Consider the following 23,689-nt stretch of genomic DNA (forward strand, 5'->3'; position numbering starts at 1 on the left):
GAGGCGCAGGCCGGACGACATGCCCGGGGGCGGCTGTGGCGGACGCGTGCAGGGGCGGGGGCGAGGCGCCAGGGGCGGGAGCGGATGCGGGCAGGCTGGCGTCCGCCGACTCTAGAGGACGCGCAGGCCGCGCTCGCCGTCGTTGAGGTCGCGGCGGCCATCGGCGGTGACGGCCACGATGTCCTCGAGCCGCGCGCCCCACGACCCGGTCGTGTAGACGCCGGGCTCGACCGAGAAGGTCATCCCTTCCTCCAGCACGGTATCGGCTCCGGGTGCGACGAACGGCGGCTCGTGCAGTCCCAGGCCGATCCCGTGCCCGGTGCGGTGGATGAACAACTCCCCGAGCCCGGCCGCGGCGAGGTGCTCGCGTGCGGCGGCATCGACCTCGCCGATCGCGATCCCCGGTCGGACGGACTCGCGTGCCAGGCGCTGCGCCTCCTCCAGCACCGCGTACGTCTTGGCGACCTCGGCGGAGGGCTGGCCCATCGAGTAGGTCCGGGTGCAGTCGGAGTGATAGCCGCTGGGCAGCGGCCCGCCGATGTCCACCACCACGATGTCCCCGGTCTCGACCACCCGGTCGGACACCCCGTGGTGCGGGTCGGCGCCGTTCGGGCCCGAGCCGACGATCACGAACTCGGCGCGCGTGAGCCCCTCGGCCTCGATGGCGGCGGTGATGAGCTCGCCCACCTGCGCCTCGGTCCGGCCCACCTGCAGGAATTCGCCCATCCGGGCATGCACTGCATCGATGCGACGGGCGGCCTCGGCGAGCTCGCCCACCTCGTGCGCGGTCTTCACGGCCCGCACGTGGTCGATCACCTCCGAGGCGAGGACCACCTCGCCGTCGACCCCGTCCTGGAGCGGCACCAGGTGCAACGCCGGCAGGGCGGTGGACACCGCCACCCGCCCGGCGACCGACCCGGTGACGAGCGCGATGGCGTCGGTCCCGTCCGCCCACGGGTGGATCCTCGCGCCCACGCGGTCGGCGGCTCGCCGGGTGACGTCGGTGAGTTCGAGCGACGGCAGCACCAGCAGTGGCTCTGCCCCGTCCACGGGCACGACCAGCGCGGTGAGCCGCTCGTGCGAGTCCATGCGCTCACCGGTGAGGTAGGACATGTCCTCGCCGGAATACACCACCACGTGGTCGATCCCGAGGTCCCGCGCGCGATCGCGGACGGCTGCCAGACGGTGCGAGTGGATCTGCGTAGTGGGGCTGTTCATGTCCTCCACAGTAGGCCGGGGCCGCAGTGGGCCGGAGCCGACTAGCCTGACGGCAGGTACTCGCTCCCGACCCGACGACATCAAGGAGGCGCGGTGTCCCAGGGCCCGCTCATGGTTCTCGACAGCGCCGGCTTGTGGTTCCGCGCGTTCCACTCCGTGCCCGAGAAGATCACCGGCCCGGACGGCTCCCCCGCCAACGCCGTGCGCGGCTTCTGCGACATGGTGGCCGTGCTCGTGGACGAGTACTCCCCGACCGGCCTGGTGGCCGGCCTCGACCGCGCGTGGCGTCCGGACTGGCGGGTGGAGTTGTTGCCCTCGTACAAGGCGCACCGCGTGGGTGACGACGGCGAGGAGGACGCCCCCGCGTCACTGGGCCCGCAGGTCGAGTCGATCCGCGGAATCCTCGGGGCGGCGGGCATCGCCCAGGCGTGGGCGGAGGACGCGGAGGCCGACGACGTGCTGGCCGCGCTGGCCGCCCGGGATCGCGAGGTGCTGGTCGTGACGGGCGACCGCGACCTGTTCCAGCTGGCATCGGCGAGCACCACCGTGGTGTACGTGGGAGCGGGGATGAAGAAGCGTCTGGCGTACACCCCGGAGGTCGTGGCGGAGCGCTTCGATCTGCCCGCTGGTGACGACGCCCGCGTGTACGCGGACTACGCGGTGCTGGTCGGCGACGCGTCGGACGGGTTGCCCGGCGTGGCGGGGGTCGGTGCGAAGACCGCCGCGGCCCTGCTGCGCGAATACGGCGACCTCGACGGCATCGTCGCCGCCGCCGGCGATCCGGGGTCGGCGCTCACCGCCCGCCAGCGCACGGCGATCACCGAGGGGGCCGACTACCTCTCCGCCGCGCGCGGGGTCGTCCGCCTGGGCGGCCGGGCGTTCGACGTACGGTTCGAGGGCGACGTCGACGGACGCCGTGGCGCCGTGGATTCCGACCGCCTCGAGGCGCTGGGCGAATCGACCGGGCAGGCCCGCGCGATCGGCCGGCTCGTCGAGGCGACCGAGGGGCTCGACGCGGTCTGAGCCGGGCAGGCGCCCGTCGCCCCGTTCCCGTCGCCGCTCGTCCGCGTCGGCTCAGGCCATGTGGTCGAGCACCACACCGCGGCGCAGTGACCCCACGGCGGACCGGGCGGTGCGGGCGAGCTCCGGTTCGGCGACCTGACCGACCTGGGCGAGGACGTCCACCACGAGGCGGGCGGAGCGGACGAAGTCGCCGGCGGTGAGTTCGACGCCCTCCTGCCACGAGGCGGCGAGGATCGAGGCCAGCGCCCCGCCGGAGACCCAGTGGTGCATCACGGGCGCGAGGCCGGCGTCCAGGTCCGGGGTGGTGGGCAGGCGGTGCGCGCGTTCGATCTCGGCGACGTCACCGGCCACCCGCTCCGTCTCGGCGAGGGCGGCGCGCAGGGTGTCGTCGGAGGGTTCGCGGACCGCGGAGTCCGTCCGCGGGTGGGCCACGACCGTGGTGACGACCGCCGCGAGGCCGGCGGCATCGAGCCCGCGCCACACTCCCCGCCGCAGACATTCAGCGACGAACAGGTCCTGCTCGGTGTGTACCCCGGCCAGGAGCCGCCCGGCGTCGGTGGCACGGAGTACGCCGTCCACCTTCTCGAGATAACCGAGGTGCCGGAGCAGGTCGACGATGCGGCGGAAGCGGCGGGCCAGCGAATCGGCGTCGGCGTCGACCTCGGCGGTGAGCGCGGCCACGTCGGCGTCGGCGTGGGCCCAGCGCTCGTGGAGGCGGGCGAGCTTGTCCATCCGGGGGTCCTCGTGCAGCGGGTGCTGCCGGAGTGCCCGGCGCGCCGCGGCGATCCGCGGGTCCTTGCGGACCGGCTTACCGCCGGCGTTCTTCATCCGACCCTTCGCCTTGCCCCGCAGGTGCTCCATCCGCTGGACCAGAGCCCGCTTGGCGCGCCCGTCGAGCTTGCGGCGGCCCTTGGGCAGGTCGACCCGACCCACGGGGATCGGGGGCGAGGCGAAGTCGTTCTGGCGTAACCAGCCGGTCCACCCGGTGTCGGTGAGACAGAGCAGCGCGGGGTCGGACTGGATGTCGGTCCGGACCTGCAGCACGGTCGCCACCATGCCGAATCGTTTGCGGCCCACGGTGATCACGGAGCCGGCGGTCTGCTTGAGCATGGCCGCGCGCACGGACGCCAGCCGGTCGTCCCGGTTCGACTTCTCGGCCTTGCGTTCGAGACGGCTGAGCTCGGCGCGCAACCCCATGTACTCGTCGAGGTCCTCGTCTCCCCCGGCCTCCTCGAGCGACGCCCGCATGCGGTCGCGCTCATCGGACCGGCGCTCGATGGCGCGGGACCGGGACACCAGGGTGCGGTCGGTCTGGAACTGGGCGAACGACCGGCCGATCAGGATGGTGGCCTCCTCGACGCCGAGCTGCTCGACGAGGTTGACCGCCATCGAATAGTCGGGAGCGAAGGCACTGTGCAATGGGAACCGCGGGGTGTCGACGAGCGCGGACAGGGCGTCCAGGTCGAGGTCCGGCTGGTCGAGCACGACTGCCGTGCCCTTGGTGTCGATGCCCCGTCTGCCGGCCCGGCCCGTGATCTGTGAGTACTCCGCGGAGGTGAGCATCGCGTGGGTGTCGCCGTTGAACTTGGTCGTCTTCTCCAGCACCACCGCGCGAGCCGGCATGTGGATGCCCAGCGCCAGGGTCTCGGTCGCGAACACGACCTTGATCAGCCCTGCGGAGAACAGCTCCTCCACGATGGTGCGGAAGAGCGGGAGCATCCCGGCGTGATGGGCGGCGAGCCCGTTGACCAGCCCGGCGCGGAACGAGGTGAAATCGAGGGCGTCGAGGTCGTGTTGTGGGACCTCGGCGCAGGCGGCGTCCACGTGTGAGGCAATACGCCGGGCCTCCTCCCCGGTGGTGAGCCGGAGGCGGGCGCGACGCATCTGAGCGACCGCGCCGTCGCACCCCGCCCGGGAGAACACGAAGTAGATGGCCGGCAGGAGTCGCTCGTCGTCGAGCTTCTCGATGACGTCCTGGCGTCTGGCCCACTGCGCTCGGGGCCGGGCCGTGACCCGCTCCTCGTGGTAGCCGCTCCGGGACCGTCTGCGCTGGTCGGCAGCGGCCCGGATGGGGATCAGGTCCCCATCGGTGTAGAGCATGTGGGCCAGCGGCACGGGACGGTGCTCGGACAGCACCACCGCGGTGTCGCCACGGATCTCGGTGATCCAGTCGCCCAGCTCGTCGGTGTTGCTCAGGGTGGCGGACAGCCCGACCAGGCGGACGACCGGATCGAGGGTGAGGATGATCTCCTCCCACACGACGCCCCTCGAGCGGTCCCCGAGGTAGTGGATCTCGTCCATCACCACGCAGTCCAGGTCGTGGAGCGCCGACGAGCCGCTGTAGATCATGTTCCGCAGGACCTCGGTGGTCATCACCACGATGGGCGCGTCCGCGTCGATCGAGTGGTCGCCGGTGAGCAGCCCCACGTTCTCGGGGCCGAAGCGCGTGCGGAACTGCCGGAACTTCTGATTGCTCAGCGCCTTGATCGGGGTGGTGTAGAAGCAGCGCCCTCCCCCGGCGAGCGCCCGGTGAGCCGCGTATTCGCCGACGAGGGTCTTGCCGGACCCGGTGGGCGCCGAGACGAGCAGGTTGCTTCCCGCGTCGAGGGCGGAGAACGCCTCCAGTTGGAAGGGGTCAGGCGAGAACCCCTCCCCGGTGAGGAAGTCCCCGAGCAGGTGATCGGTCCGGGGACGGTCAAGTGATGTCGTCATAGAGTGAACCGCCACCGGCCGGGGCCTGGAGCGGTCGGGTGTCGCCGGGCGTTCGGGTGCCGGTGTCAGGGGCCGGGGTGGTCAGAGGGGCGGGCCGCTCGAGTGGGCTGGATCCGCCGAGGTCGTCGGCGGGGCCGAGGGGCGAGGCGGATTCGTCGTCGACCTCGAGCCAGTCGGCGCGGGACTTGTTCTTGCGCTTGTCATGCAGGCGGGCGAACTGGATCGCGCCCTCGACGAGGATGGTCACCGCCAGTGCGAGGGCGAGCATCGAGAACGGGTCCTGGCCGGGCGAGGCCACGGCCGCGAAGACGAAGATGCCCATGATGATCCCGCGGCGCGACTTGGCGAGAACCTCGTAGCTCACGACCCCGGCGACGTTGAGCATCGCGATCAGGAGCGGGATCTCGAAGCTCACGCCGAAGATGAGGATGAGCTGGATGAGGAACGTGAAGTACTGCGTGCCGGACAACGCGGTGGTCTGGACGTTGTCGCCGATCGAGAGCAGGAACTCCAACGCGTGGACGATCACGACGTAGGCGAGCACCGCGCCGCCGATGAACAGCACCGCGGCCAGGATGGTGAAGACGACCCCGTAGCGCTTCTCGTTCTTGTGCAGGCCGGGCGTGATGAACGCCCACAGCTGGTACAGCCAGACCGGGCTGGCCAACACGATGCCGGCGGTGGCGGACACCTTGAGCCGGAGCATGAACTGCTCGAACGGTCCGGTGGCGAGCAGGCGACACTCGTCGCCGTCGTCACCGAGCTGTAGGCGCGCCCCCGGGGGGATGTCGCAGTAGGGGCCGGTGAGGATCCCGCCCAACGACGGGATGCCGAAGAAGCCGCTGCCGTACCACCAGAATCCGAAGCCCAACGTCACGATGATCGCCGCCATCGCGATGAGCACGCGGTTGCGGAGCTCGTAGATGTGCTCGATCAACGGCATGGTGCCGTCCGGGTTGCGGGGCCTGCGGCGGCGTCTGGTCAGCAGGCGACCGGCGCCACCCTTGCGGGTGGCGCCGGTGTCCGCGGTGTCGGTCTGCGTCATGGAGGGGTCGGCCTACTGCCCCTGCTGACCCTGACCGCCGTGGTATGGGGCGGTGGGGTCGGTGTACTGCTGCTGCCCCTGTGGCTGGTACGGCTGCTGGGGTGCCTGCGGGTAACCCTGCCCCTGGGCATTCGGCTGCCCCTGCGGCTGGTACTGCTGGGGTGCCTGCGGCTGGTACTGCTGCGGCTGGGGCTGGGCGGACTGCTGTGCCTGCGGCTGCGCGTACTGGGCGGCGTTCGGCTGCGCCTGGGTGAGAGCCTGCGGCGCGTGGTCCTCGACCGGCTTGTCGTCGTTCTGCATCTCCTTGATCTCGGACTTGAAGATGCGCATCGACCGTCCGAGGCCGCGGGCGGCGTCCGGGAGCTTCTTCGAACCGAACAGCAGGAGCACCACCGCGAGGACGATGAGCCAGTGCCAGATGCTCAACGCACCCATGTCAACCTCCGTTTGTCTGACAACGTGCCCATGCTAGCGCACCCACACCGGGCGGCGTCTCTCGAGCGCTCCCCGAAACCGGCTGCTACCTGGTTATTTACCGAGAATTCACGATTCCGTCACGGAGGTCTTCCCCGGCTCCGCCGAGTACGCCTCCAGCCCCTCGACGGCGCGGCCCGCCACCTCGGCGGACAGTTCGGGATCGGCGGCCCGCACGACGTCCGCATGACCGAGCAGGAAGCGCAGGAGCCAGGCCCGGTCGTGGTAGGCGATCTCCACCTCCAGGTCGCCGTCCGGGCGGCGGACCACGCTGTGGAACCGGAACTCGTCGAGGAACCAGGCCGCGGCGGCGGGGACACGGGCGGACTCCAGGCGGACGTCGCCCTCGCCGTCGTCCTGGGGTCGGGGTCCCAGCGCGCGGCGCGGCCCCACCTCCTCGACCCCGCTCATCCGGTCGGTGCGGAACGTCCGCCACTGACCCGACTCACGGTCCACCCCGTGGACGTAGGAATGGCCGTCGGCGACGGACAGGCGTGCGGGGTCCACGACCCGGGTGGTGGAGGTGTCGGAGCTGGCCGAGTGGTAGACGAAGCGCAGCGCCCGACCGTCGTGGACGGCCGTGCGCACGACGTCCGCGTCCGAGTCGGCCGTCTCGCGTCGGGCGTCGAGCCCCCGGCGTGCACGTCGGCGCCGGTGGCGGTCCGGAGCGTCGACAGCAGGTCGCGCAGCGCGCCCTGGTCGATCACCTCCGGCTGGTCGAGGAACACCGCCAGGCCGGTCTCGAGCGTGACCGCCTCCGCGGCGGTCAGCCGGACAGGGCGGTCGATCCCGGCGGTGAAGGTCACCTCCACGAGATCGGCGTCGTCGAGGTCCTCGGAGGAGAAGGCGAGGTCGATCAGGTCACCGGGGCCGTACCCGGGCAGACCGCAGGACCACAGTTGCCACAGGGCGGCCCGGAGTTGCTTCTCGGTCAACCCGAGGTCGCGGGCCGCGTCGGCCACGGGGACGGCGCCCCGGGTGTGGAAGTACGGGACCACGCTGAGCAACGTGGCCAGCGGGACGGCGCGGGCGCTCATCGGGCGGTCTCCTCGGCGGCGGTGAGGATCGTCACGACCCGGACGCGGAGCTCGGCTGGGCGCAGGGCTACGGCGTCGGCACCCTGGGCGGCCACGAGCGCGGACAGTTCACCGAGCGGCGCGGCGACCTCGAGGTCGACCCCGTCCCTGCCGAATCGCCGGGCGGGGCTCTGGGACCGGGCCATGGCGCGCAGCTCGGCGGCTCTGCCGTCGGCGGCCCAGACCGTGGCCTCCACCAGGGGGTTGAGCCGGGAGACGGCGCCGTCCAGCAACGCGAGGACCTGCTCGGTCGGCGGGACGGGGACGGTCCGGGCGGCGCGCCCGAGCCGGACGTCGGAGATGCGGACGAGCCGGAACGTCCGGGGTTCGCCTCGGTCGAGATCGTGACCGACGAGGTACCAGTGGCCGTGGCGGGATCCGGTCCACCAGGGCTCGACCCGCCGGGAGGTGGGTTCGGCGGCGCCCGCGGGGGTGTGCGAGAACGTGACCGAGGATCCCTCGGCGATCGCCTCGGCGACCAGGGCGGCGGTCGCCAGCTCGGCCGGGTCGGTCACGGACACGGTCGCGCCGGCGTCGTGCGCGGGCTCGATCCCCGCGGCGGTGAGTTTGGCCAGCGCCCCGTCGGCACGCGCGGCCCGCTCCCCCTCGCGCCACACCTCGGCCGCGACGGCGAGCACGCCGGCCTGCTGGGGCGTGAGGGTGATGTCGGGCAGCTCGTACCCGTGGGCGGGGATGCGGTACCCGGCCGGCGATCCGGGGGCCAGCGAGGCGCCCTGTTCGAGCGGGACCCCGGCGTCGCGTAGCTCCCGCTTGTCCCGTTCGAACATCCGCAGGTAGGCGGCGTCGTTCTCGGCGTCGTCGTACCCCTGGACCATCCTGCGGATCTCCCCCGCCGACAGGAACGTGTTGGTCGACCTCAGACAGATCACGAGGTTGACCAGACGTTGGGACTTCGAGGTGGGCACGCCTGGAGACGCTATCGTCCGAGCGCGGCGACGAGTTCGTCGACACGCGGGTCCTCGTGGGCGAACGGGTCCGTCAGCGCGACGGTGGGCAGGGTGCCGTCGGAGACCTTGAGGTGGACCCAGTCCACGGTGAAGTCGCGCTCGGCGTCACGGGCGGCCGTGATGAACCTGCCACGCAGCGCGGCGCGGGTGGTCTCGGGCGCGACGGTGCGGGCCCGCTCCACCTCGGCGTCGTCCACGACGCGGGAGACGAGCCCGCGGCGTTCGAGGACCGAGTGGAGCCCGCGTCCGGGCCGCACGTCGTGGTAGGTCAGGTCGATCTGGGACAGCCTCGGGTGGTCGAGGTCGACGCCGGTCTTGTCCTGGACCTGCCGGATGAGCCGCAGTTTGGCGGCCCAGTCGATGTCGGCGGCGATCGACTCGTGGTCCCCGGACTCGACGGCGTCGAGCACCCGCTCCCACAGGGCCACGCACCGCTCGATGTCGGGGCGATCGTCGCGCTCCCAGCCGCCGCTGTCGAGGTAGCGGTGGACCCCGGCGAGGAACTCCCGCTGGATCTCCAGCGCCGTCATGGTGGTGCCGTCGGTCATCGCGACGGGCCGCGTGCCGGTGAGGTCGCGGCTGATCTCCCGGATGGCCCGAACCGGGTGCGCCACCGCCATCGGGCGCAGCTCGACGCCCGCCTCGAGCATCTCCAGCACGAGCCGGGTGCTGGCGATCTTGAGCAGCGTGGTGGTCTCGATCATGTTGGAGTCGCCCACGATCACGTGCATGCGCCGGAACCGGGTCGAGTCGGCGTGCGGCTCGTCTCGGGTGTTGATGAGCGGTCGCGACCGGGTGGTGGCGGACGAGACGCCGTCCCACATGTGTTCGGCGCGCTGGGAGAAGCAGAACGTCGGTTCCTCCGTCTCGCCGAGTCCCACGCCCGCCGGGGTGCCGGGCAGGATCTTGCCGGCGCCGCAGAGGAGCTGCCGGCTCACGAGGAACGGCAACAGTGTGGTGGCGATGCTGCGGACCTGGGTGGCCCGGTCGAGCAGGTAGTTCTCGTGGCACCCGTAGGAGTTGCCCACCGAGTCGGTGTTGTTCTTGAACAGATAGACGTTGACGTCGATCCCCTCGGCGGCGAGTGCCTGCTCGGCCTGCAGGGCGAGGTCGTCGACGATCCGCTCCCCCGCCCTGTCGTGCGCGACGAGCTGGCGCAGGCCGTCGCATTCGGCGGTCGCGTACTCGGGGTGGGAGCCCACGTCGAGGTAGAGGCGGGAGCCGTTCTCCAGGAAGACGTTGGAGCTGCGCCACCGCTGCACGACGGGCCGGAAGAAGTAGCGGGCGATCTCGTCGGCGCCGAGGGACCGCGCGCCGTCACCGCCGACGCTGGTGATCCCGAACTCCGTCTCGATCCCGACGATGCGACGGATCATGGCGGTCTACTGCCCGCCCTTCTGGACGTAGGACTTCACGAACTCCTCGGCGTTGGTCTCGAGGATGTCGTCGATCTCGTCGAGCAGCGAGTCGGCGGAGGTGGTGTCGGCGGCCTTGGCGACCTGGCCGGCCTCGTCGTCACCGTCGGCGGGGCCGCCGGCGTTCTTCTGGATCCGGGACATGGACTTCTCCTTAACGGTGGGAGGTTCGGTGGTCGGAGGTGCGTGTCGGTGCGGTCACCACGGTGACGGTCCGTCGGTGGTGAGGAAGTCCGGGTGCGCCTCGCAGTACTCCCGGGTCCCGGTGTACGGGTCGGTGAGGTCGACGTGGCGCTGGTGGCCGCGTGAGTCGACGACGACGACGAGGTCCCATCCGGCGGAGTGGATGCTGTCTCCGAGTTCCGCGAGGAAGCGTCCCCTGGCCCAGGCCCGCGTCCGGGCGGGCGGGGTCGTGACGGCGGCCTCGACCTCGTCTGGGGTGGTCAGTCGGCGCATCGCGCCCTTCGCCACCAGACGGTTGTAGAGGCCGCGTTCCGGATCGATGTCGTGGTACTGGAAGTCGATGAGCGCGAGCCGTGCGTGGTCCCAGTCCAGCCCGTCGCGGGCGCGGAACCCCTCGAGCAGACGCAGCTTGGCGGGCCAGTCCAGGCGGTCGGCGCACGACATGGGGTTCTGCTCGAGGGCGTCGAGGATCTCCCGCCATTCGGCGAGGACCTCGGTGGCCCAGTCCGGTCGGCCGGCGCCGTCGCCGACGAGGTCGGCGACCCGGTCCAGGATCTCGCGTTGGAGACCGATCCCGGTCAGTGCGCGGCCGTCGGGCAGCGGCACCGTGGCGGTCAGCGACGTGTCGTGACTGATGACGTGCACCGCCTCCACGGGGTCGATGGGCAGGAGGTCGGAGAAGTCCACGCCCTCCTCGATGGCGTCCAGGACCAGGCACGTGGTGCCGATCTTGAGGTACGTCGCCAGTTCGGACATGTTCGCGTCGCCGATGATCACGTGCAGTCGGCGCCACGTCTCGTCGGACGCGTGCGGCTCGTCGCGGGTGTTGATGATCCCGCGACGCAGGGTCGTCTCGAGCCCGGTGAGCACCTCGATGTAGTCGGCGCGCTGGGAGAGCTGGAAGCCGGCCGTCTCGCCGGACTGACCGATCCCCACGCGTCCGGCGCCGCAGAACACCTGCCGCGACAGCAGGTGCGGTGCCAGGCTCAGGGTCAGGGCGTCGAAGTCGACGTCGCGGCGGACGAGGTAGTTCTCGTGCGCGCCGTACGAGGCGCCCTTGCCGTCGACGTTGTTCTTGTACAGCTTGAGTTCGGCGTTGCCCTCGGTCGTCGAGGACTCGACCCCGGCGCGGTGCATGACGAGCTCGCCGGCCTTGTCCCAGATCACCGCGTCGCGCGGGGAGTCGACCTCCGGCGCGGAGTACTCGGGGTGCGCGTGGTCGACGTAGAAGCGCGCGCCGTTGGTCAGCACCCGGTTGGTCACCCCGAACTCGCCGGGGTCGTAGGCGCGCACGGCTCCCAGGTCGAAACCGCGGGCGTCGCGCAGGGGCGATTCCGACTCGTAGTCCCAGCGGGTCTCGTCGGCGCCGCCGGCGGACTCCCCGGGGTCGGTGTAGGCCTTGATCACCTGGGTGGAGGTGACCACCGAGCTGAGCAGGGGCTGCCCGACCGCGACGATGCCGAACTCGATCTCGGTGCCGATGATCCGGCCTCGCCCGACCTCACCCGACGCGCTCTGAACGGGAGGGGTCACTGGTCCACGCCCTTGTTGGGGATGGAGACGTCGACGACGCGTTCACCGCGGACACCGGTCAGCCGCGCCCATTCCTGCGGGTTGGAGGTGTTGGGCAGGTCCGCGCTCTCGGCGAACTCGGCGTCGACAGCGTCGAGGAAGTCGTCTGTGGTCAGGCCCTGCCCGGTGCCGTGGACGATGTCCTTGATCGCCAGCTTCTTGGCCCGGTCCACGATGTTGCGCAGCATCGCCCCGGAGGTGAGGTCGGCCAGGTACAGGGAGGACCGGCGGCCCGACGCGTACACCAGGTGCACGTACGTGGTGGACGCGTCGCGCGTGTAGAGCCTGTCGACGATCCGGTCGATGAGGTCCGCCACGTGCGTCTGCTCGTCCGCGTCCCCGACCTCCTCCGGGTCGAAGCGCAGGTCGGGGGTGATGTATTTCGCCAGGATGTCGGTCGCGGCGTCGCGGTCGGGCCGGTCGATGCGGATCTTCAGGTCGAGCCGGCCGGGGCGCAGGATGGCCGGGTCGATCATGTCCTCGCGGTTGGAGGCGCCGATCACGATGACGTTGCGCAGGTCCTCCACGCCGTCGATCTCCGCGAGCAGCTGGGGCACGATCGTGGTCTCCATGTCCGAGGAGACACCGGAACCGCGGGTGCGGAAGATCGAGTCCATCTCGTCGAAGAACACGATGACCGGGTTGCCCTCGGTCGCCTTCTCACGCGCCCGCTCGAAGATGGAGCGGATGTGCCGCTCGGTCTCGCCGACGTACTTGTTGAGCAGTTCCGGGCCCTTGATGGACAGGAAGTACGAGTTGGGATAGCGACCGTCGGAGACGTCGTCGCCCCGGGAGACCGCCGACGCGCGGGCCAACGAGTGCGCGACGGCCTTGGCGATGAGGGTCTTGCCGCAGCCGGGGGGCCCGTAGAGCAGGACGCCCTTGGGTGGGGCCAGGTGGAACTCGCGGTAGAGGTCGTGGTGGATGAAGGGCAGCTCGATGGCGTCGCGGATCTGCTCGATCTGCGGTCCGAGTCCACCGATGTCGGAGTACTCCACCATCGGGATCTCCTCGAGCAGGAGCTCGTCGACCTCGGCCTTGGGCACGACCTCGTACGCCACGCCCGCCTTGGGGTCGACCAGCACCGCGTCGCCCGGACGGACCGGGGCGGGGTGCTCGGCGGTCCGACCGCCCCGCAGGGCGGTGGCCAGCACGACGATGTGCTCCTCGTCGTTGCCCATCACGACGCGGGCGCGGACGCCGTCGGCGAGTACGTCGCGGAACACGGCGGTGACGCCCGTGACGGGCAGCTCCCCGGAGACCTCGAGCACGGTCATGGCCTCGTTGAGACGCACCGTCGTACCGGCGGTCAGCTCGGCGGCGTCCACCCCCGGGGCGATCGCGAGGCGCATCCGCCTACCCGCGGCCATGACCTCCACGGAGTCCGGGCCGGAGGGTCGGGCCAGTACGACGCCGTAGGTGCTGGGCGGGGTGCCGAGTCGTTCGACCTCACCCTTGAGCGCCTCGAGCTGGTCGCGCGAGTCCCTGAGCAGGTCCGCGAGCCGGACGTTGCGGGCGCCGAGGGCGTCGATCTTGATCGCCTTCTCGCGGTCCGAGCGGGCCCCCTCGTCCACGGCCTTCCGCAGCCGTGCGAGCTCGGCCCGGTCGATGGCGACCCGGTCCTGCCCGTCGCCGGCCGGGGAACGTCCCTCGGTCACGCGATCACCTGCCCTCCTGGTCGTCGACGAGTCACCTCGTCGTCGTCCCCTCCACCCTATCGGCGGACGCGGGCGCAGGTCCCTGCGAGTCCGCCGGTCAGCCCTTTCCGCTGCGCCGCTTGGGCTTGAGGGTGGTCACGCCCTCGGCGAGCCGGCGGGCGGTCACGAGGAACGCCGTGTGGCCCTGCATGCGGTGCTCCGGACGCACGGCCAGGCCGACCACGTGCCAGCCGCGGTTGATCGACTCCCACGCCCGGGGCTCGGTCCAGCACTGCTGACGCCGCAGGGCCTCCACGACGTCCGACAGCTGGGTCGTGGTGGCCACGTAGGCGACCAGCACCCCGCCGGGCACCAACACGTCGCTCACCGTGGGCAGGCACTCCCAGGGCGCGAGCATGTCCAGCACCACGCGGTCGACCTGGCCCTCCAGCGCCTCCACGGAGGTCTCGGCCAGGTCCGCGACGCGCAGGTCCCAGTTCTCGGGGTGCTCGCCGTAGAACGTGCGGACGTTGCGCTCGGCGTGCTCGGCGTGGTCCTCACGGATCTCGTAGGAGAACACCCGACCCTCGGGGCCCACGGCCCGGAGCAGTGAGCAGGTCAGCGCGCCGGAACCGGCACCGGCCTCCAACACCCGGGCGCCGGGGAACACGTCACCCTCGTGCACGATCTGCGCGGCGTCCTTGGGGTAGATCACCTGGGCGCCGCGCGGCATGGACAGCACGTAGTCGGTGAGCAGCGGCCGGAGCGCGAGGTAGTGGGAGTCCTTGGTCGAGGTGACGATCGACCCCTCCGGCGCACCGATCAGGTCGTCGTGGCGGACGGCCCCGTGGTGGGTGAAGAACTCGGCGCCCTCGACGAGGACGACCGTGTACTTGCGCCCCTTGGTGTCGGTGAGTTGGACGCGGTCGCCCACGACGAACGGACCGGATCGCTGCACAGGACCTCCAGGGGGGACATACGGGCCGGTTGTCCGACCGGTTGTCTACCCTGCCAGGTGTGACGGATCCCCTGGAAATCGGCGGCATCCCGGCAGCGGGCGACGTACCCCTGCCGGAACGCAAGCCCCTCGCCCTGTCCGCCTCGCGCGCGGCGGACTTCCGGCAGTGCCCGCTGCTGTACCGCCTGCGCACCATCGACCGGATCCCGGAGCCCAAGACCCGCGCCCAGGTGACGGGCACCGTCGTCCACTCGGTGCTCGAGGAGCTCTACGGCCTCGAGCAGTCCGACCGGGCACCGCAGCGCGCCGCGGACCTCGTCCCCGCCGCCGTCGAGAACTTCTACGCGGCGGAGGACGGCGCCGACGTGGTACCTGTGGCCGAACGCCCCGGGTTCGAGGCCGAGGTCGCGGGCCTGGTCTCGGCCCTCTACGGCGTCGAGGACCCGCAGCGCTTCTCCCCCGCCTCGTGCGAGCAGTACCTGCTCACGGCGACTCAGTCGGGGACCCCGCTCCACGGCTACCTCGACCGGGTCGACGTGGCGCCGACCGGCGAGGTCAGGGTCGTCGACTACAAGACCGGCAAACCCCCGAACCCGCGGTACCAGCACCAGGCGATGTTCCAGATGCGCTTCTACGCCCTGATGTACCACCGCGTCCACGGGGTGCTCCCCGCGCAGCTCAAACTCATCTACCTCAAGAACGGCAGCTGGCTCACCCTCACCCCGGATCATGCGTCCCTCGGTGAGACCGAGGCGTCCCTCGACTCGCTCTGGTCGGAGATCGAGCGGGCCGGGGAGACGGGGTACTTCCGCCCCCGTACGTCCCGCCTGTGCGACTGGTGCAATCATCAGGCGCTGTGTCCGGCGTACGGCGGTACCCCGCCGGAGTACCCGGGGTGGCCCGGGACGCGGGTGGTACCAGCCGGGACGGACAGTCTGCTGTCAGGTCAGGGAGAACCGAGGAGAACATGATGACGGAGGCCTACTTCGAGCCGCTGGGTACCGACGACGGCTGGGAGGTCTTCCGAGCGACGCCGCACACCGTGAGCGCCTGGGGCCCCGACCTGGAACACGGGGCCCCGCCCTCTGCCCTCCTCACCCGGGCCATGGATCGGCTGGACCCGTCCGAGGAGACGCGGATCGCGCGGGTGGCGGTCGACCTGCTGGGTCCGGTGCCCCTGGGCGAGTTGCGGACGCGGGCGCGCGTGACCCGACCTGGCCGGCGGATCCAGCTGGTCGAGTCCGAGCTCGAGGCGCGGGGACGGATCGTCGCCCGGGCGAGTGCGTGGCGGATGCTCGTCAGCGACACCGCGGAGGTCGAGCAGACGCTGGATCAGCCCCGCGAGTTGCCGGGAGCTGATCACAACAGTGAGTTCTTCAACCGCTGGACCAGCGGTTACATCGACTCTCTCGAGATCCGGGGTGCCGAGGACGGCACGGTGTGGGCGCGGCCCACCCTGCCGCTGGTGGCAGGTGAGGAGACGACCCCCGCCGAACACGTGATGTGCGTGGCGGACATCGCCAACGGTGTCGGAGCGGTCCTCGAGCCCCACGAGTGGCGATTCCTCAACACCGACGTGGTCACGCACCTGCACCGCCGGCCCGTCGGGCAGTGGATCGGGGTGACAGCGCGGGCCTCGATCGGTCCCGACGGGGTGGGCGCGACCACCGGAACGCTCTTCGACGAGGTCGGTGCGATCGGACACACCCTGCAGGCCTTGCTGGTCGAGCGGGTCTGATCGGGCGCGGTCCCTGCCCAGGGATCCGCTACTCCGACTTCGGATCCGCTACCCCTGTGCGGGTAGCGGATTCGAAGGGAGGGTAGCGGATCTTGTGGTTGTCAGCCCATTCGGCAGGAACGGATGTCGGTCGCGATGACCGACTTCGCACCGGACGCGGCGAGCTCGTCCATGATCGAGTTGACCCGCTTGCGCGGCACCATCGACCGGACGGCGATCCACGCCGGGTCCGCCATCGGCGAGACCGTGGGCGACTCGATCCCCGGCGTGATCGCCGAGACCTCGTCGAGCAGATCCTTGGGGCAGTTGTAGTCGAGCATCATGTACTGCTGGGCGAACACCACACCCTGCAGGCGCGCCCTGAGCTGTGCCATCGCCGCGGATACCTCGGCGTCCGCCCGGGAGATCAGCACGCCCGAGGAGTCGCACAGGATGTCGCCGAACGCCTCCAGGCCGTGGACCTTGAGCGTCCGCCCGGACCCCACGACGTCGGCGATGCAGTCGGCCACCCCCAGCTGGATCGAGATCTCCACGGCGCCGTCGAGGCGGATGACCTCCGCCTCGACCCCCCGCTGCTGGAGGTCCCGACGCACGATATTGGGGTACGAGGTCGCGATCCGCGCGCCGGCGAGCCGGTCGGTGGACCATCCCGCCCCGGCGGGACCGGCGTAGCGGAAGGTGGAGTGGCCGAAGCCCAGATCGAGGAGCTCATCGACCTCGGCCATGGAATCCGCGGCCAGATCCCGGCCGGTGATGCCCATCTCGAGGCGGCCGGAGCCCACATAGACGGCGATGTCCTTGGGACGGAGGAAGAAGAACTCGACGTCGTTGTCCGGGTCGATCAGCGTGAGGTCTTTGCTCCCCTCGTGCCGACGGCGGTACCCCGCCTCGGCGAGCATCTCGGAGGCGGACTCGGACAGGGCGCCCTTGTTGGGCAGTGCGACGCGCAGCATGACGGGGGCTCCGGGATCTGTGAGCGTGAGGGTGGACGCGGGGCGGGGTCTAGAGATGTCGGTAGACGTCCTCGAGGCCGAGTCCGCGCCTGAGCATCATGACCTGGGTCCAGTACAGGAGCTGCGAGATCTCCTCCGCCAGTTCCTCGTCGGACTGGTACTCGGCGGCGATCCACACCTCTCCGGCTTCTTCGATGACCTTCTTGCCCAGATGATGCACACCCTTGTCGAACGCGGCGACGGTGCCGGACCCCTCGGGGCGCGCGGTGATGCGCTCGGACAGCTCGGTGAACAGCGAGTCGAAGGTCTTCACACGCTCGATTGTCCCATAGCCGCACCCACGGGTGTGCCGGAGGTGAGCCCGTGGAGCGCCGCGGTGTCGACGCCCTCCAGGGTGTCGTGGGTGTGGGCCCCGACGACGCCGGGCTGGCCGTCGGTCGACGGGATGTACAGCACCCGGCATCCGGCGGCGACCGCCGCGGTCGCGCCGGTGACGGAATCCTCCACCGCCACCGCCGAGCCGGGCTCCACCCCGAGCCGGGCACACGCGAGGAGATACGGGTCCGGGGCGGGCTTGGCCTCGGTGACCATGCACCCGGTGACCACCACGTCGAAGCGGGAGCGGTCGATGAACTCGAGGGGCACCACCGCGACATCGGCGGTGGTGTTGGTGACCAACGCGACCGGAGTCCCCGTCGACGCGATATCGGCGAGGAGATCCTCGGCGCCCGGCCGCCACCTCATATCAGTTCGCATCAGCTCGGTGACCCGGGAGTTCAAGCGGTGGGCGAGGCGGTCGAACTCCTCGCCCACGATCCGGCGACCCGTGTACTCGCCGAGGATCTCGAAGAACCCGTGGAGGGAGTTGCCCAGCGTCCTCTCGCGCGTCGTCTCGTCGAGGGGGCGCCCCAGGTGCTCGGCGAGCTCGTACACGGCGATGTCCCACAGTCGCTCGGTGTCGACGAGGGTGCCGTCCATGTCGAGACAGACGGCGGCCGGAACACTGTCAGAGGAATTGCTGGTCACGGCCTACTGTCTACCCGAGTCAAGTGAACCGGGGGTGACCCGAGGCGCCGATTGCGACGGGATCGCATCGAAGTCACTGAGCTTCCGTGGCACCATCACGACGCGCGCCGAGTTGAGGATCGCCAGCACATCGATGACCTCCTGCGCGATCGCCCCCGCGAGAGGGCTCAGCAACCCGAAGACGGCGAGGAGCATCCCGATCACGGAGGCGGCCATCCCGCCGACCGCTGACTGCAGGGCGATCCGACGCATACGCGCTCCGATATGGAGCAGGTCGTCGAGGCGCTCCAGTGAGGAATCCAGCACCACGGCGTCGGCGGCCTCGGACGTCACGTCGGAGGTGGCACCGAACGCGACTCCTGCGGTCGCGGCCGTCATCGCCGGGGCGTCGTTGATGCCGTCCCCGAGGAACAGCGTCGGCCCCGTGGCAGTGCGTTCGCGGACGATCGCGAGTTTGCCCTCGGGGCCGACCCCGCCGTACACCTCACTGATGCCCACCCGGTCCGCCAACCGGCGGACCTCGGTCTCGCGGTCACCCGAGATGATCATCATGTGCTTGACGCCGTGCGAGCGCGGCAGATGTGCGATGAAGTCGCCTGCGGTCGCCCGCGGTTCGTCCCGGAACCGGAAGGTGGCGGCGTACCGTTCGTCCAGGAGGACGATCGATTCCAGACCGGCCTCCGTCCCCGGGAGGAGGTCGACGGCGTCGGGGTCGACCGCGGCGAGTCCACGACGGTTGGTCAGGCGAAGGCTGTGGACGCCCACCTCACCGACCAGTCCGGCGCCGGGTTTCTCGGCGACCGAGCTGAGTGGTGGTATGGCGAGACCTCGTTCGGTGGCGGCGTCGACGACAGCTCGGGCAAGAGGATGACGGGAGTAAACCTCGACCGCTGCTGCGGTCGCCAGCACGCCATCCGGATCGGTGCCCGGTCGAGGAATGATCTCGGTCAGGACGGGCCGACCGTAGGTCAGTGTTCCCGTCTTGTCGAACATCATCGTCTCGATCCGGCTGACGTTCTCGAGCATCGCCGGGTTCCGGATGATGATCCCGCGCTTGGCGGACAGTGAGATGGCGCCGATGATGGCGACCGGGACGCCGATGAGCAGTGGACACGGGGTCGCGACGACGACAACGGCGAGGAAGCGGGTCGGGTCACCCGAGATGGCCCAGCCGAGGACGCCGAGGGCAAGTGCGACCAGCGTGTACCAGGCGCCGAGACGGTCGGCGAGGCGACGCATCGGGGGCCGGTGTTCCTCCGCCTCCCGCAGCACGCCGACGATCTGCGCGTACCGGGAGTCTGCCGCCCGGCGTTCGGCCCGGACGGTCAACGCCACCTCCCCGTTGACGGCCCCGGAGAGCACCTGGGAGCCGGGTGACTTCGGCACGACGTACGGTTCGCCGGTCAGGAACGACTCGTCCATGGCTCCGTCGCCACCCACGACCTCGCCGTCGACGGGGCACAGTTCGTGAGGGAGGACGAGGAGGAGGTCATCCACGCGGACCTCCTCCGCGCGGATGTCGTCCACGCCCGCGGCCGGAGAGGATCCGCGGAGTCGGTGCGCGATCGCGGGGCTGCGCCGCGCGAGGGCATCGAGGGTGGCCGATGCCCTCCGCGACGCCGCGGCCTCGAGCGCCTCGCCGCCGGACAGCATGAGGACGACGATCGCGGCGACCAGCCACTCGTCGAGGGCGACCGCCGTGATGATCGAGATGGCGGCGAGCATGTCCGCCCCGCCCGCGCTCCTCACCGCTGAGCGCAGTACTCCGAGGATGAGGGGGACCCCGCCGACCACGACCACCGCGATCAGGGGAGCCCGGATCAGCCACTCGGCCGTCGTGGAGACGCCGGGACCGGTGACCGCGCGCGACACGAGGTGGATCGCGATGGCCAGGACGGTGGCCATCGCGAGTACCCCCTGGCGAGAGCCGACGAACGTGCGGAGTGGCCCGTCCGCCCGGCCCCGCGTCGATGCCGACGCGGGGCTGGTGGATTCACCGCCAGATCGGTGCCCGATGGTGTGCATGACTTCATCATCCGCCGTCGGGTATGTCCTCTACCAGCAAGGACAGGCTGTCCTGCGTGCCCGCCTCAGACGTTGAAGTACTTGGCCTCCGGGTGGTACAGCACGAACGCGTCGGTCGACTGCTCGGGATGCAACTGCAGTTCCTCGGAGAGTTCGACGCCGATGCGCTCGGGCTCGAGCAGATCGACGACCACTTTGCGGGACTCCAGGTCGGGGCAGGCGCCGTAGCCGAAGCTGTATCGGGCACCCCGGTACTTGAGGTTGAAGTACTCCTCGATGCTGTCCGGGTCCTCGTCCGAGACGGTGCCCTCGGGCAGGCGGAGCTCGTCACGGACCCGACGGTGCCAGTACTCGGCCAGGGCCTCGGTGAGCTGCACGGACAGGCCGTGAACCTCCAGGTAGTCCCGGTAGTTGTCGCCGGCGAACAGCTCGTTGGCGAAATCCGCGATGGGTTTGCCCATGGTGACGAGCTGGAACGGCAGGACATCCACCACTCCCTCGGCCTCACATCGTTCCTTGGAGGCCAGGAAGTCGGGGATGGCCAGGAAGCGGGAACGCTGCTGGCGCGGGAACGCGATCTTGTGGAGCACCTCGGCGTCCGGGCGCGGCTCGGCGAGCACCCAGATCTCCTCGCCGACCGAGTAGGCAGGGAAGTAGCCGTACACCACGGCCGAGTGGGACAGGATGTTCTCGGTGGTCAACCGGTCGATCCACGAACGCAGGCGGGGCCTGCCCTCGGTGGCCACGAGCTCCTCGTAGTCCGGCCCGTCGCCGCTGCGGGTGCCCCGCAGGCCCCACTGGCCGAAGAACAGGGCACGCTCGTCCAGGTGACCGGCGTAGTCCGCCACCGGGATCCCCTTGGCGATCCGGGTCCCCCAGAACGGAGGGGTCGCGATCGGCTGGTCGGCCGCGATGTCCGACCGCTCGGGGACCACGACGGGCTCGGCCTCGGCGGCGCGCTTGGCGGCGATCCGCTCACTGCGAGCGCGGCGCTCGCGGCGTTCTTCGGCCTTGGCCGCGGACTCCGACGACTGCGACATCGGGACCCCGGTCCGTTTGGACGTCATCACCTCGTCCATGAGCCGCAGGCCCTCGAACGCGTCCCGCGCGTAGAACACCTCACCCTGGTACATCCCGGCGAGATCGACCTCGACGTAGGACCGGGTCAGCGCGGCACCGCCGAGTAGGACCGGGAACTCCCCGGCGATCCCCTCCGAGTTGAGCTCGGCGAGGTTGTCCTTCATCACGACGGTCGACTTCACCAGCAGGCCGGACATGCCGATCACGTCGGCCTTGTGCTCGCGGGCCGCGGAGATGATCTCCGAGATCGGCTGCTTGATGCCGATGTTGACCACGTCGTAGCCGTTGTTGGACAGGATGATGTCCACGAGGTTCTTGCCGATGTCGTGCACGTCGCCCTTGACCGTGGCGAGGACGATGCGGCCCTTGCCGTCCTCGTCGCTGGCCTCCATGTGGGGCTCGAGGTGGGCGACCGCGGCCTTCATGGTCTCCGCCGACTGCAGGACGAACGGCAGCTGCATCTGACCGGACCCGAAGAGCTCACCCACGGTCTTCATCCCACCGAGCAGGTGGGTGTTGATGATCTCCAGAGGGGGGATCTCCGCCATCGCGGCGTCGAGGTCCGCCTCGAGTCCCTTGCGCTCGCCGTCGACGATCCTGGCCGACAGCCGCTCCATGAGCGGCATCGCGGCGAGCTCGGCCGCGCGCGCGTCCTTGGCGCCGGCCGCGGACACGCCCTCGAACAGCTCCATGAACACCTGGAGGGGGTCATATCCCTCACCGCGACGGTCGTAGACCAGGTCGAGGGCGACCTCCCGCTGGCGCTCGTCGATCTTGCTCATGGGCAGGATCTTGGAACTGTGCGCGATCGCGGTGTCCAGACCCGCCTGGATGCACTCGTGCAGGAACACCGAGTTGAGCACCTGGCGGGCGGCCGGGTTGAGGCCGAACGAGATGTTCGACAAGCCGAGCGTGGTGTGGATCTTCGGGTGTGACCCGGTGAGCCGGCGGATGGCCTCGATTGTCTCGATGCCGTCGCGGCGGACCTCCTCCTGGCCGGTCGAGATGGGGAAGGTCAGACAGTCGATGATGATGTCCTCCTCCGCCACCCCCCAGTTACCGGTGAGGTCGGCGATGAGCCGCTCGGCGATCTCGACCTTGCGATCCGCGGTCCGGGCCTGGCCCTCCTCGTCGATGGTCAGCCCGACCACAGCCGCGCCGTGGCGCGAGACCAGCTGCATGATCCGCTGGAAACGGGACTCCGGCCCGTCGCCGTCCTCGTAGTTGACCGAGTTGACCGCGCAGCGGCCACCCAGCTTCTCCAGACCGGCCTCGATGACACCGGGCTCGGTCGAGTCGAGCATGATCGGCAGCGTCGAGGAGGTCGCGAGCCGGCCGGCCAACTCCTTCATGTCGTCGGAGCCGTCCCGGCCGACGTAGTCCACGCAGAGGTCGACCATCTGCGCACCGTCGCGCATCTGCTCCTTGGCGATGTCCATGCAGGTGTCCCAGTCGCCGGCGAGCATGGCCTCGCGGAACCGCTTGGAACCGTTGGCGTTGGTGCGCTCACCGATCATGAGGATCCCGGCGTCGGCGCGCAGGGGGGTCGAGCTGTACAGCGAGGCGACCGCGTTGACGGGCTCCACCCGACGCTCGGCCTTCTCGCGGCCCAGGACCTCGTCGCGCAGGCGGGTGATGTGCTCGGGGGTGGTGCCGCAGCACCCGCCCACCATCGACAGGCCGAACTCGGAGACGAAATCGGCCACCTGCGGCGCGAACGCGTCGGCGCCCAGGGGGTAGACGGCGCCGTGCTCGCCGAGCTCCGGCAGTCCCGCGTTGGGCATGACCGACACGGGGATCCCGGCGTGCCGGGACAGGAACCGCAGGTGCTCGATCATCTCGGCCGGACCCGTGGCGCAGTTGAGGCCGATCATGTCGATGCCCAGCGGCTCCAACGCGGTGAGGGCCGCGCCGATGTCCGAGCCGAGCAGCATGGTGCCCGTGGTCTCGATGGTGACGTGGGAGATGATCGGCAGCCGCCGGCCGGCGGCGGCCATCCCGTCCTGGCACCCGAGCACCGCGGCCTTGACCTGGAGCAGGTCCTGGCTCGTCTCGATGAGGTAGGCGTCCGCGCCACCTCGTGCCAGCCCCTCGGCGGCCTGGGCGTACGCGTCCCGCATCTCCTCGAAGGTGGTCTGCCCCAGGGAGGGCAGCTTGGTGCCCGGCCCGAGGGAACCCAGCACCATCCGGGGGGTCCCGTCCTCGGACGGACCCATCTCGTCGGCGACCTTGCGGGCGATCGCCGCGCCCTTCTCCGCGAGCTCACCGATCCGGTCGACGATGTCGTAGTCGCCCAGGTTGGACAGGTTGCAGCCGAAGGTGTTGGTCTCCACCAGATCGGCGCCAGCGGTGAAGAACGCCCGGTGGATGTCCTCCACGACGTCCGGACGTGTGGCGTTGAGGATCTCGTTGCAGCCCTCCAGGCCCAGGAAGTCCGCGTCCACGTCGAGGTCGACGGCCTGCAACATCGTGCCCATCGCCCCGTCACCGATCAGTACTCGCCGACGGGCGGCATCCAATAAGGGCGAATCGAAATCGACAGACATGGCCCCAGTGTATGGGTGGGGAACAACCGGACGAACGTAG

General features: G+C 70.4%; 19 protein-coding genes and 2 pseudogenes. 3 read left to right on the forward strand and 18 right to left on the reverse strand.

Annotated features, from left to right (window positions below):
- Positions 1–111 precede the first annotated feature (111 nt).
- On the reverse strand, positions 112–1,218 hold the full coding sequence (locus OVA21_RS06635; RefSeq protein ID WP_268092060.1) for a M24 family metallopeptidase: 1,107 nt from the start codon (positions 1,216–1,218) through the stop codon (positions 112–114).
- Positions 1,219–1,311: 93 nt separating this feature from the next.
- Here OVA21_RS06635 and OVA21_RS06640 point away from each other — a divergent pair, with 93 nt between their 5' ends.
- Positions 1,312–2,241 carry a 5'-3' exonuclease gene (locus tag OVA21_RS06640; RefSeq protein ID WP_082923805.1) on the forward strand — a complete coding sequence of 310 codons (930 nt, stop codon included), beginning with the start codon at positions 1,312–1,314 and terminating at the stop codon, positions 2,239–2,241.
- 51 nt (positions 2,242–2,292) lie between these two features.
- On the opposite strand, the gene OVA21_RS06645 is transcribed toward OVA21_RS06640, so the two are convergent.
- From OVA21_RS06645 to OVA21_RS06695, 12 genes and pseudogenes are all read right to left on the reverse strand, one after another.
- Positions 2,293–4,953, reverse strand: a complete 2,661-nt coding sequence (locus OVA21_RS06645) for a DEAD/DEAH box helicase (protein ID WP_268092062.1) — start codon at positions 4,951–4,953, stop codon at positions 2,293–2,295.
- Complete coding sequence (gene tatC / locus OVA21_RS06650) at positions 4,937–5,998, reverse strand: twin-arginine translocase subunit TatC (RefSeq protein WP_132063311.1); 1,062 nt, start codon at positions 5,996–5,998, stop codon at positions 4,937–4,939. Before tatC ends, OVA21_RS06645 begins: the two co-directional genes overlap by 17 nt.
- A gap of 12 nt (positions 5,999–6,010) precedes the next feature.
- A complete protein-coding gene (gene tatA / locus OVA21_RS06655; protein ID WP_268092064.1) occupies positions 6,011–6,433 on the reverse strand; it encodes a Sec-independent protein translocase subunit TatA in 423 nt (140 codons plus the stop codon).
- Positions 6,434–6,541: 108 nt separating this feature from the next.
- Positions 6,542–6,883 (reverse strand): hypothetical protein, encoded by a 342-nt coding sequence (locus OVA21_RS06660; RefSeq protein WP_442778966.1) that lies wholly within the window; start codon positions 6,881–6,883, stop codon positions 6,542–6,544.
- 45 nt (positions 6,884–6,928) lie between these two features.
- Positions 6,929–7,060 (reverse strand): annotated as a pseudogene (locus OVA21_RS19330) (WYL domain-containing protein); the annotation flags it as partial.
- Between the two features lie 134 nt (positions 7,061–7,194).
- Positions 7,195–7,509, reverse strand: a pseudogene (locus OVA21_RS06665) (helix-turn-helix transcriptional regulator); the annotation flags it as partial.
- Positions 7,506–8,474, reverse strand: coding sequence for a helix-turn-helix transcriptional regulator (locus OVA21_RS06670; protein WP_268092066.1), 969 nt, complete (start codon positions 8,472–8,474; stop codon positions 7,506–7,508). The pseudogene OVA21_RS06665 and the gene OVA21_RS06670, both read right to left, overlap by 4 nt.
- Positions 8,475–8,485: 11 nt before the next feature.
- Entirely contained in the window at positions 8,486–9,892 is a 1,407-nt protein-coding gene (gene pafA / locus OVA21_RS06675; RefSeq protein ID WP_119191679.1) for a Pup--protein ligase, read from the reverse strand.
- A 6-nt stretch (positions 9,893–9,898) separates the two neighbouring features.
- Entirely contained in the window at positions 9,899–10,075 is a 177-nt protein-coding gene (locus tag OVA21_RS06680) for a ubiquitin-like protein Pup (RefSeq protein WP_096905488.1), read from the reverse strand.
- A gap of 54 nt (positions 10,076–10,129) precedes the next feature.
- Positions 10,130–11,647 carry a depupylase/deamidase Dop gene (dop, locus tag OVA21_RS06685; protein WP_268092068.1) on the reverse strand — a complete coding sequence of 506 codons (1,518 nt, stop codon included), beginning with the start codon at positions 11,645–11,647 and terminating at the stop codon, positions 10,130–10,132.
- Complete coding sequence (arc, locus tag OVA21_RS06690; RefSeq protein ID WP_096905486.1) at positions 11,644–13,344, reverse strand: proteasome ATPase; 1,701 nt, start codon at positions 13,342–13,344, stop codon at positions 11,644–11,646. The genes dop and arc overlap by 4 nt, the downstream gene beginning before the upstream one ends.
- Positions 13,345–13,441: 97 nt before the next feature.
- Positions 13,442–14,281 carry a tRNA (adenine-N1)-methyltransferase gene (locus tag OVA21_RS06695; protein ID WP_268092070.1) on the reverse strand — a complete coding sequence of 280 codons (840 nt, stop codon included), beginning with the start codon at positions 14,279–14,281 and terminating at the stop codon, positions 13,442–13,444.
- 59 nt (positions 14,282–14,340) lie between these two features.
- On the opposite strand from OVA21_RS06695, the gene OVA21_RS06700 reads away from it, so the two are divergent.
- Positions 14,341–15,252, forward strand: a complete 912-nt coding sequence (locus OVA21_RS06700) for a RecB family exonuclease (RefSeq protein WP_268092071.1) — start codon at positions 14,341–14,343, stop codon at positions 15,250–15,252.
- Positions 15,249–16,019: a thioesterase family protein gene (locus OVA21_RS06705; RefSeq protein ID WP_326493463.1), complete on the forward strand. Its 771-nt coding sequence runs from the start codon at positions 15,249–15,251 to the stop codon at positions 16,017–16,019. The genes OVA21_RS06700 and OVA21_RS06705 overlap by 4 nt, the downstream gene beginning before the upstream one ends.
- Before the next feature lie 101 nt (positions 16,020–16,120).
- Here OVA21_RS06705 and hisG read toward each other — a convergent pair whose 3' ends face one another.
- From hisG to metH, 5 genes are all read right to left on the reverse strand, one after another.
- Positions 16,121–16,972: an ATP phosphoribosyltransferase gene (hisG, locus tag OVA21_RS06710; protein ID WP_067714440.1), complete on the reverse strand. Its 852-nt coding sequence runs from the start codon at positions 16,970–16,972 to the stop codon at positions 16,121–16,123.
- A gap of 49 nt (positions 16,973–17,021) precedes the next feature.
- Positions 17,022–17,285: a phosphoribosyl-ATP diphosphatase gene (locus OVA21_RS06715; protein ID WP_120283215.1), complete on the reverse strand. Its 264-nt coding sequence runs from the start codon at positions 17,283–17,285 to the stop codon at positions 17,022–17,024.
- A complete protein-coding gene (locus tag OVA21_RS06720) occupies positions 17,282–17,998 on the reverse strand; it encodes an HAD family hydrolase (protein WP_096905482.1) in 717 nt (238 codons plus the stop codon). Before OVA21_RS06720 ends, OVA21_RS06715 begins: the two co-directional genes overlap by 4 nt.
- Positions 17,999–18,001: 3 nt before the next feature.
- The gene (locus OVA21_RS06725; protein WP_268092072.1) at positions 18,002–19,903 is read right to left on the reverse strand and encodes a heavy metal translocating P-type ATPase; all 1,902 of its coding nucleotides are present in this window, start codon (positions 19,901–19,903) and stop codon (positions 18,002–18,004) included.
- A gap of 185 nt (positions 19,904–20,088) precedes the next feature.
- Entirely contained in the window at positions 20,089–23,649 is a 3,561-nt protein-coding gene (metH, locus tag OVA21_RS06730; protein ID WP_268092073.1) for a methionine synthase, read from the reverse strand.
- Positions 23,650–23,689 lie beyond the last annotated feature (40 nt).

It is taken from the genome of Dietzia sp. SL131, assembly GCF_026672565.1.
Classification (GTDB): Bacteria; Actinomycetota; Actinomycetes; order Mycobacteriales; family Mycobacteriaceae; genus Dietzia; species Dietzia kunjamensis.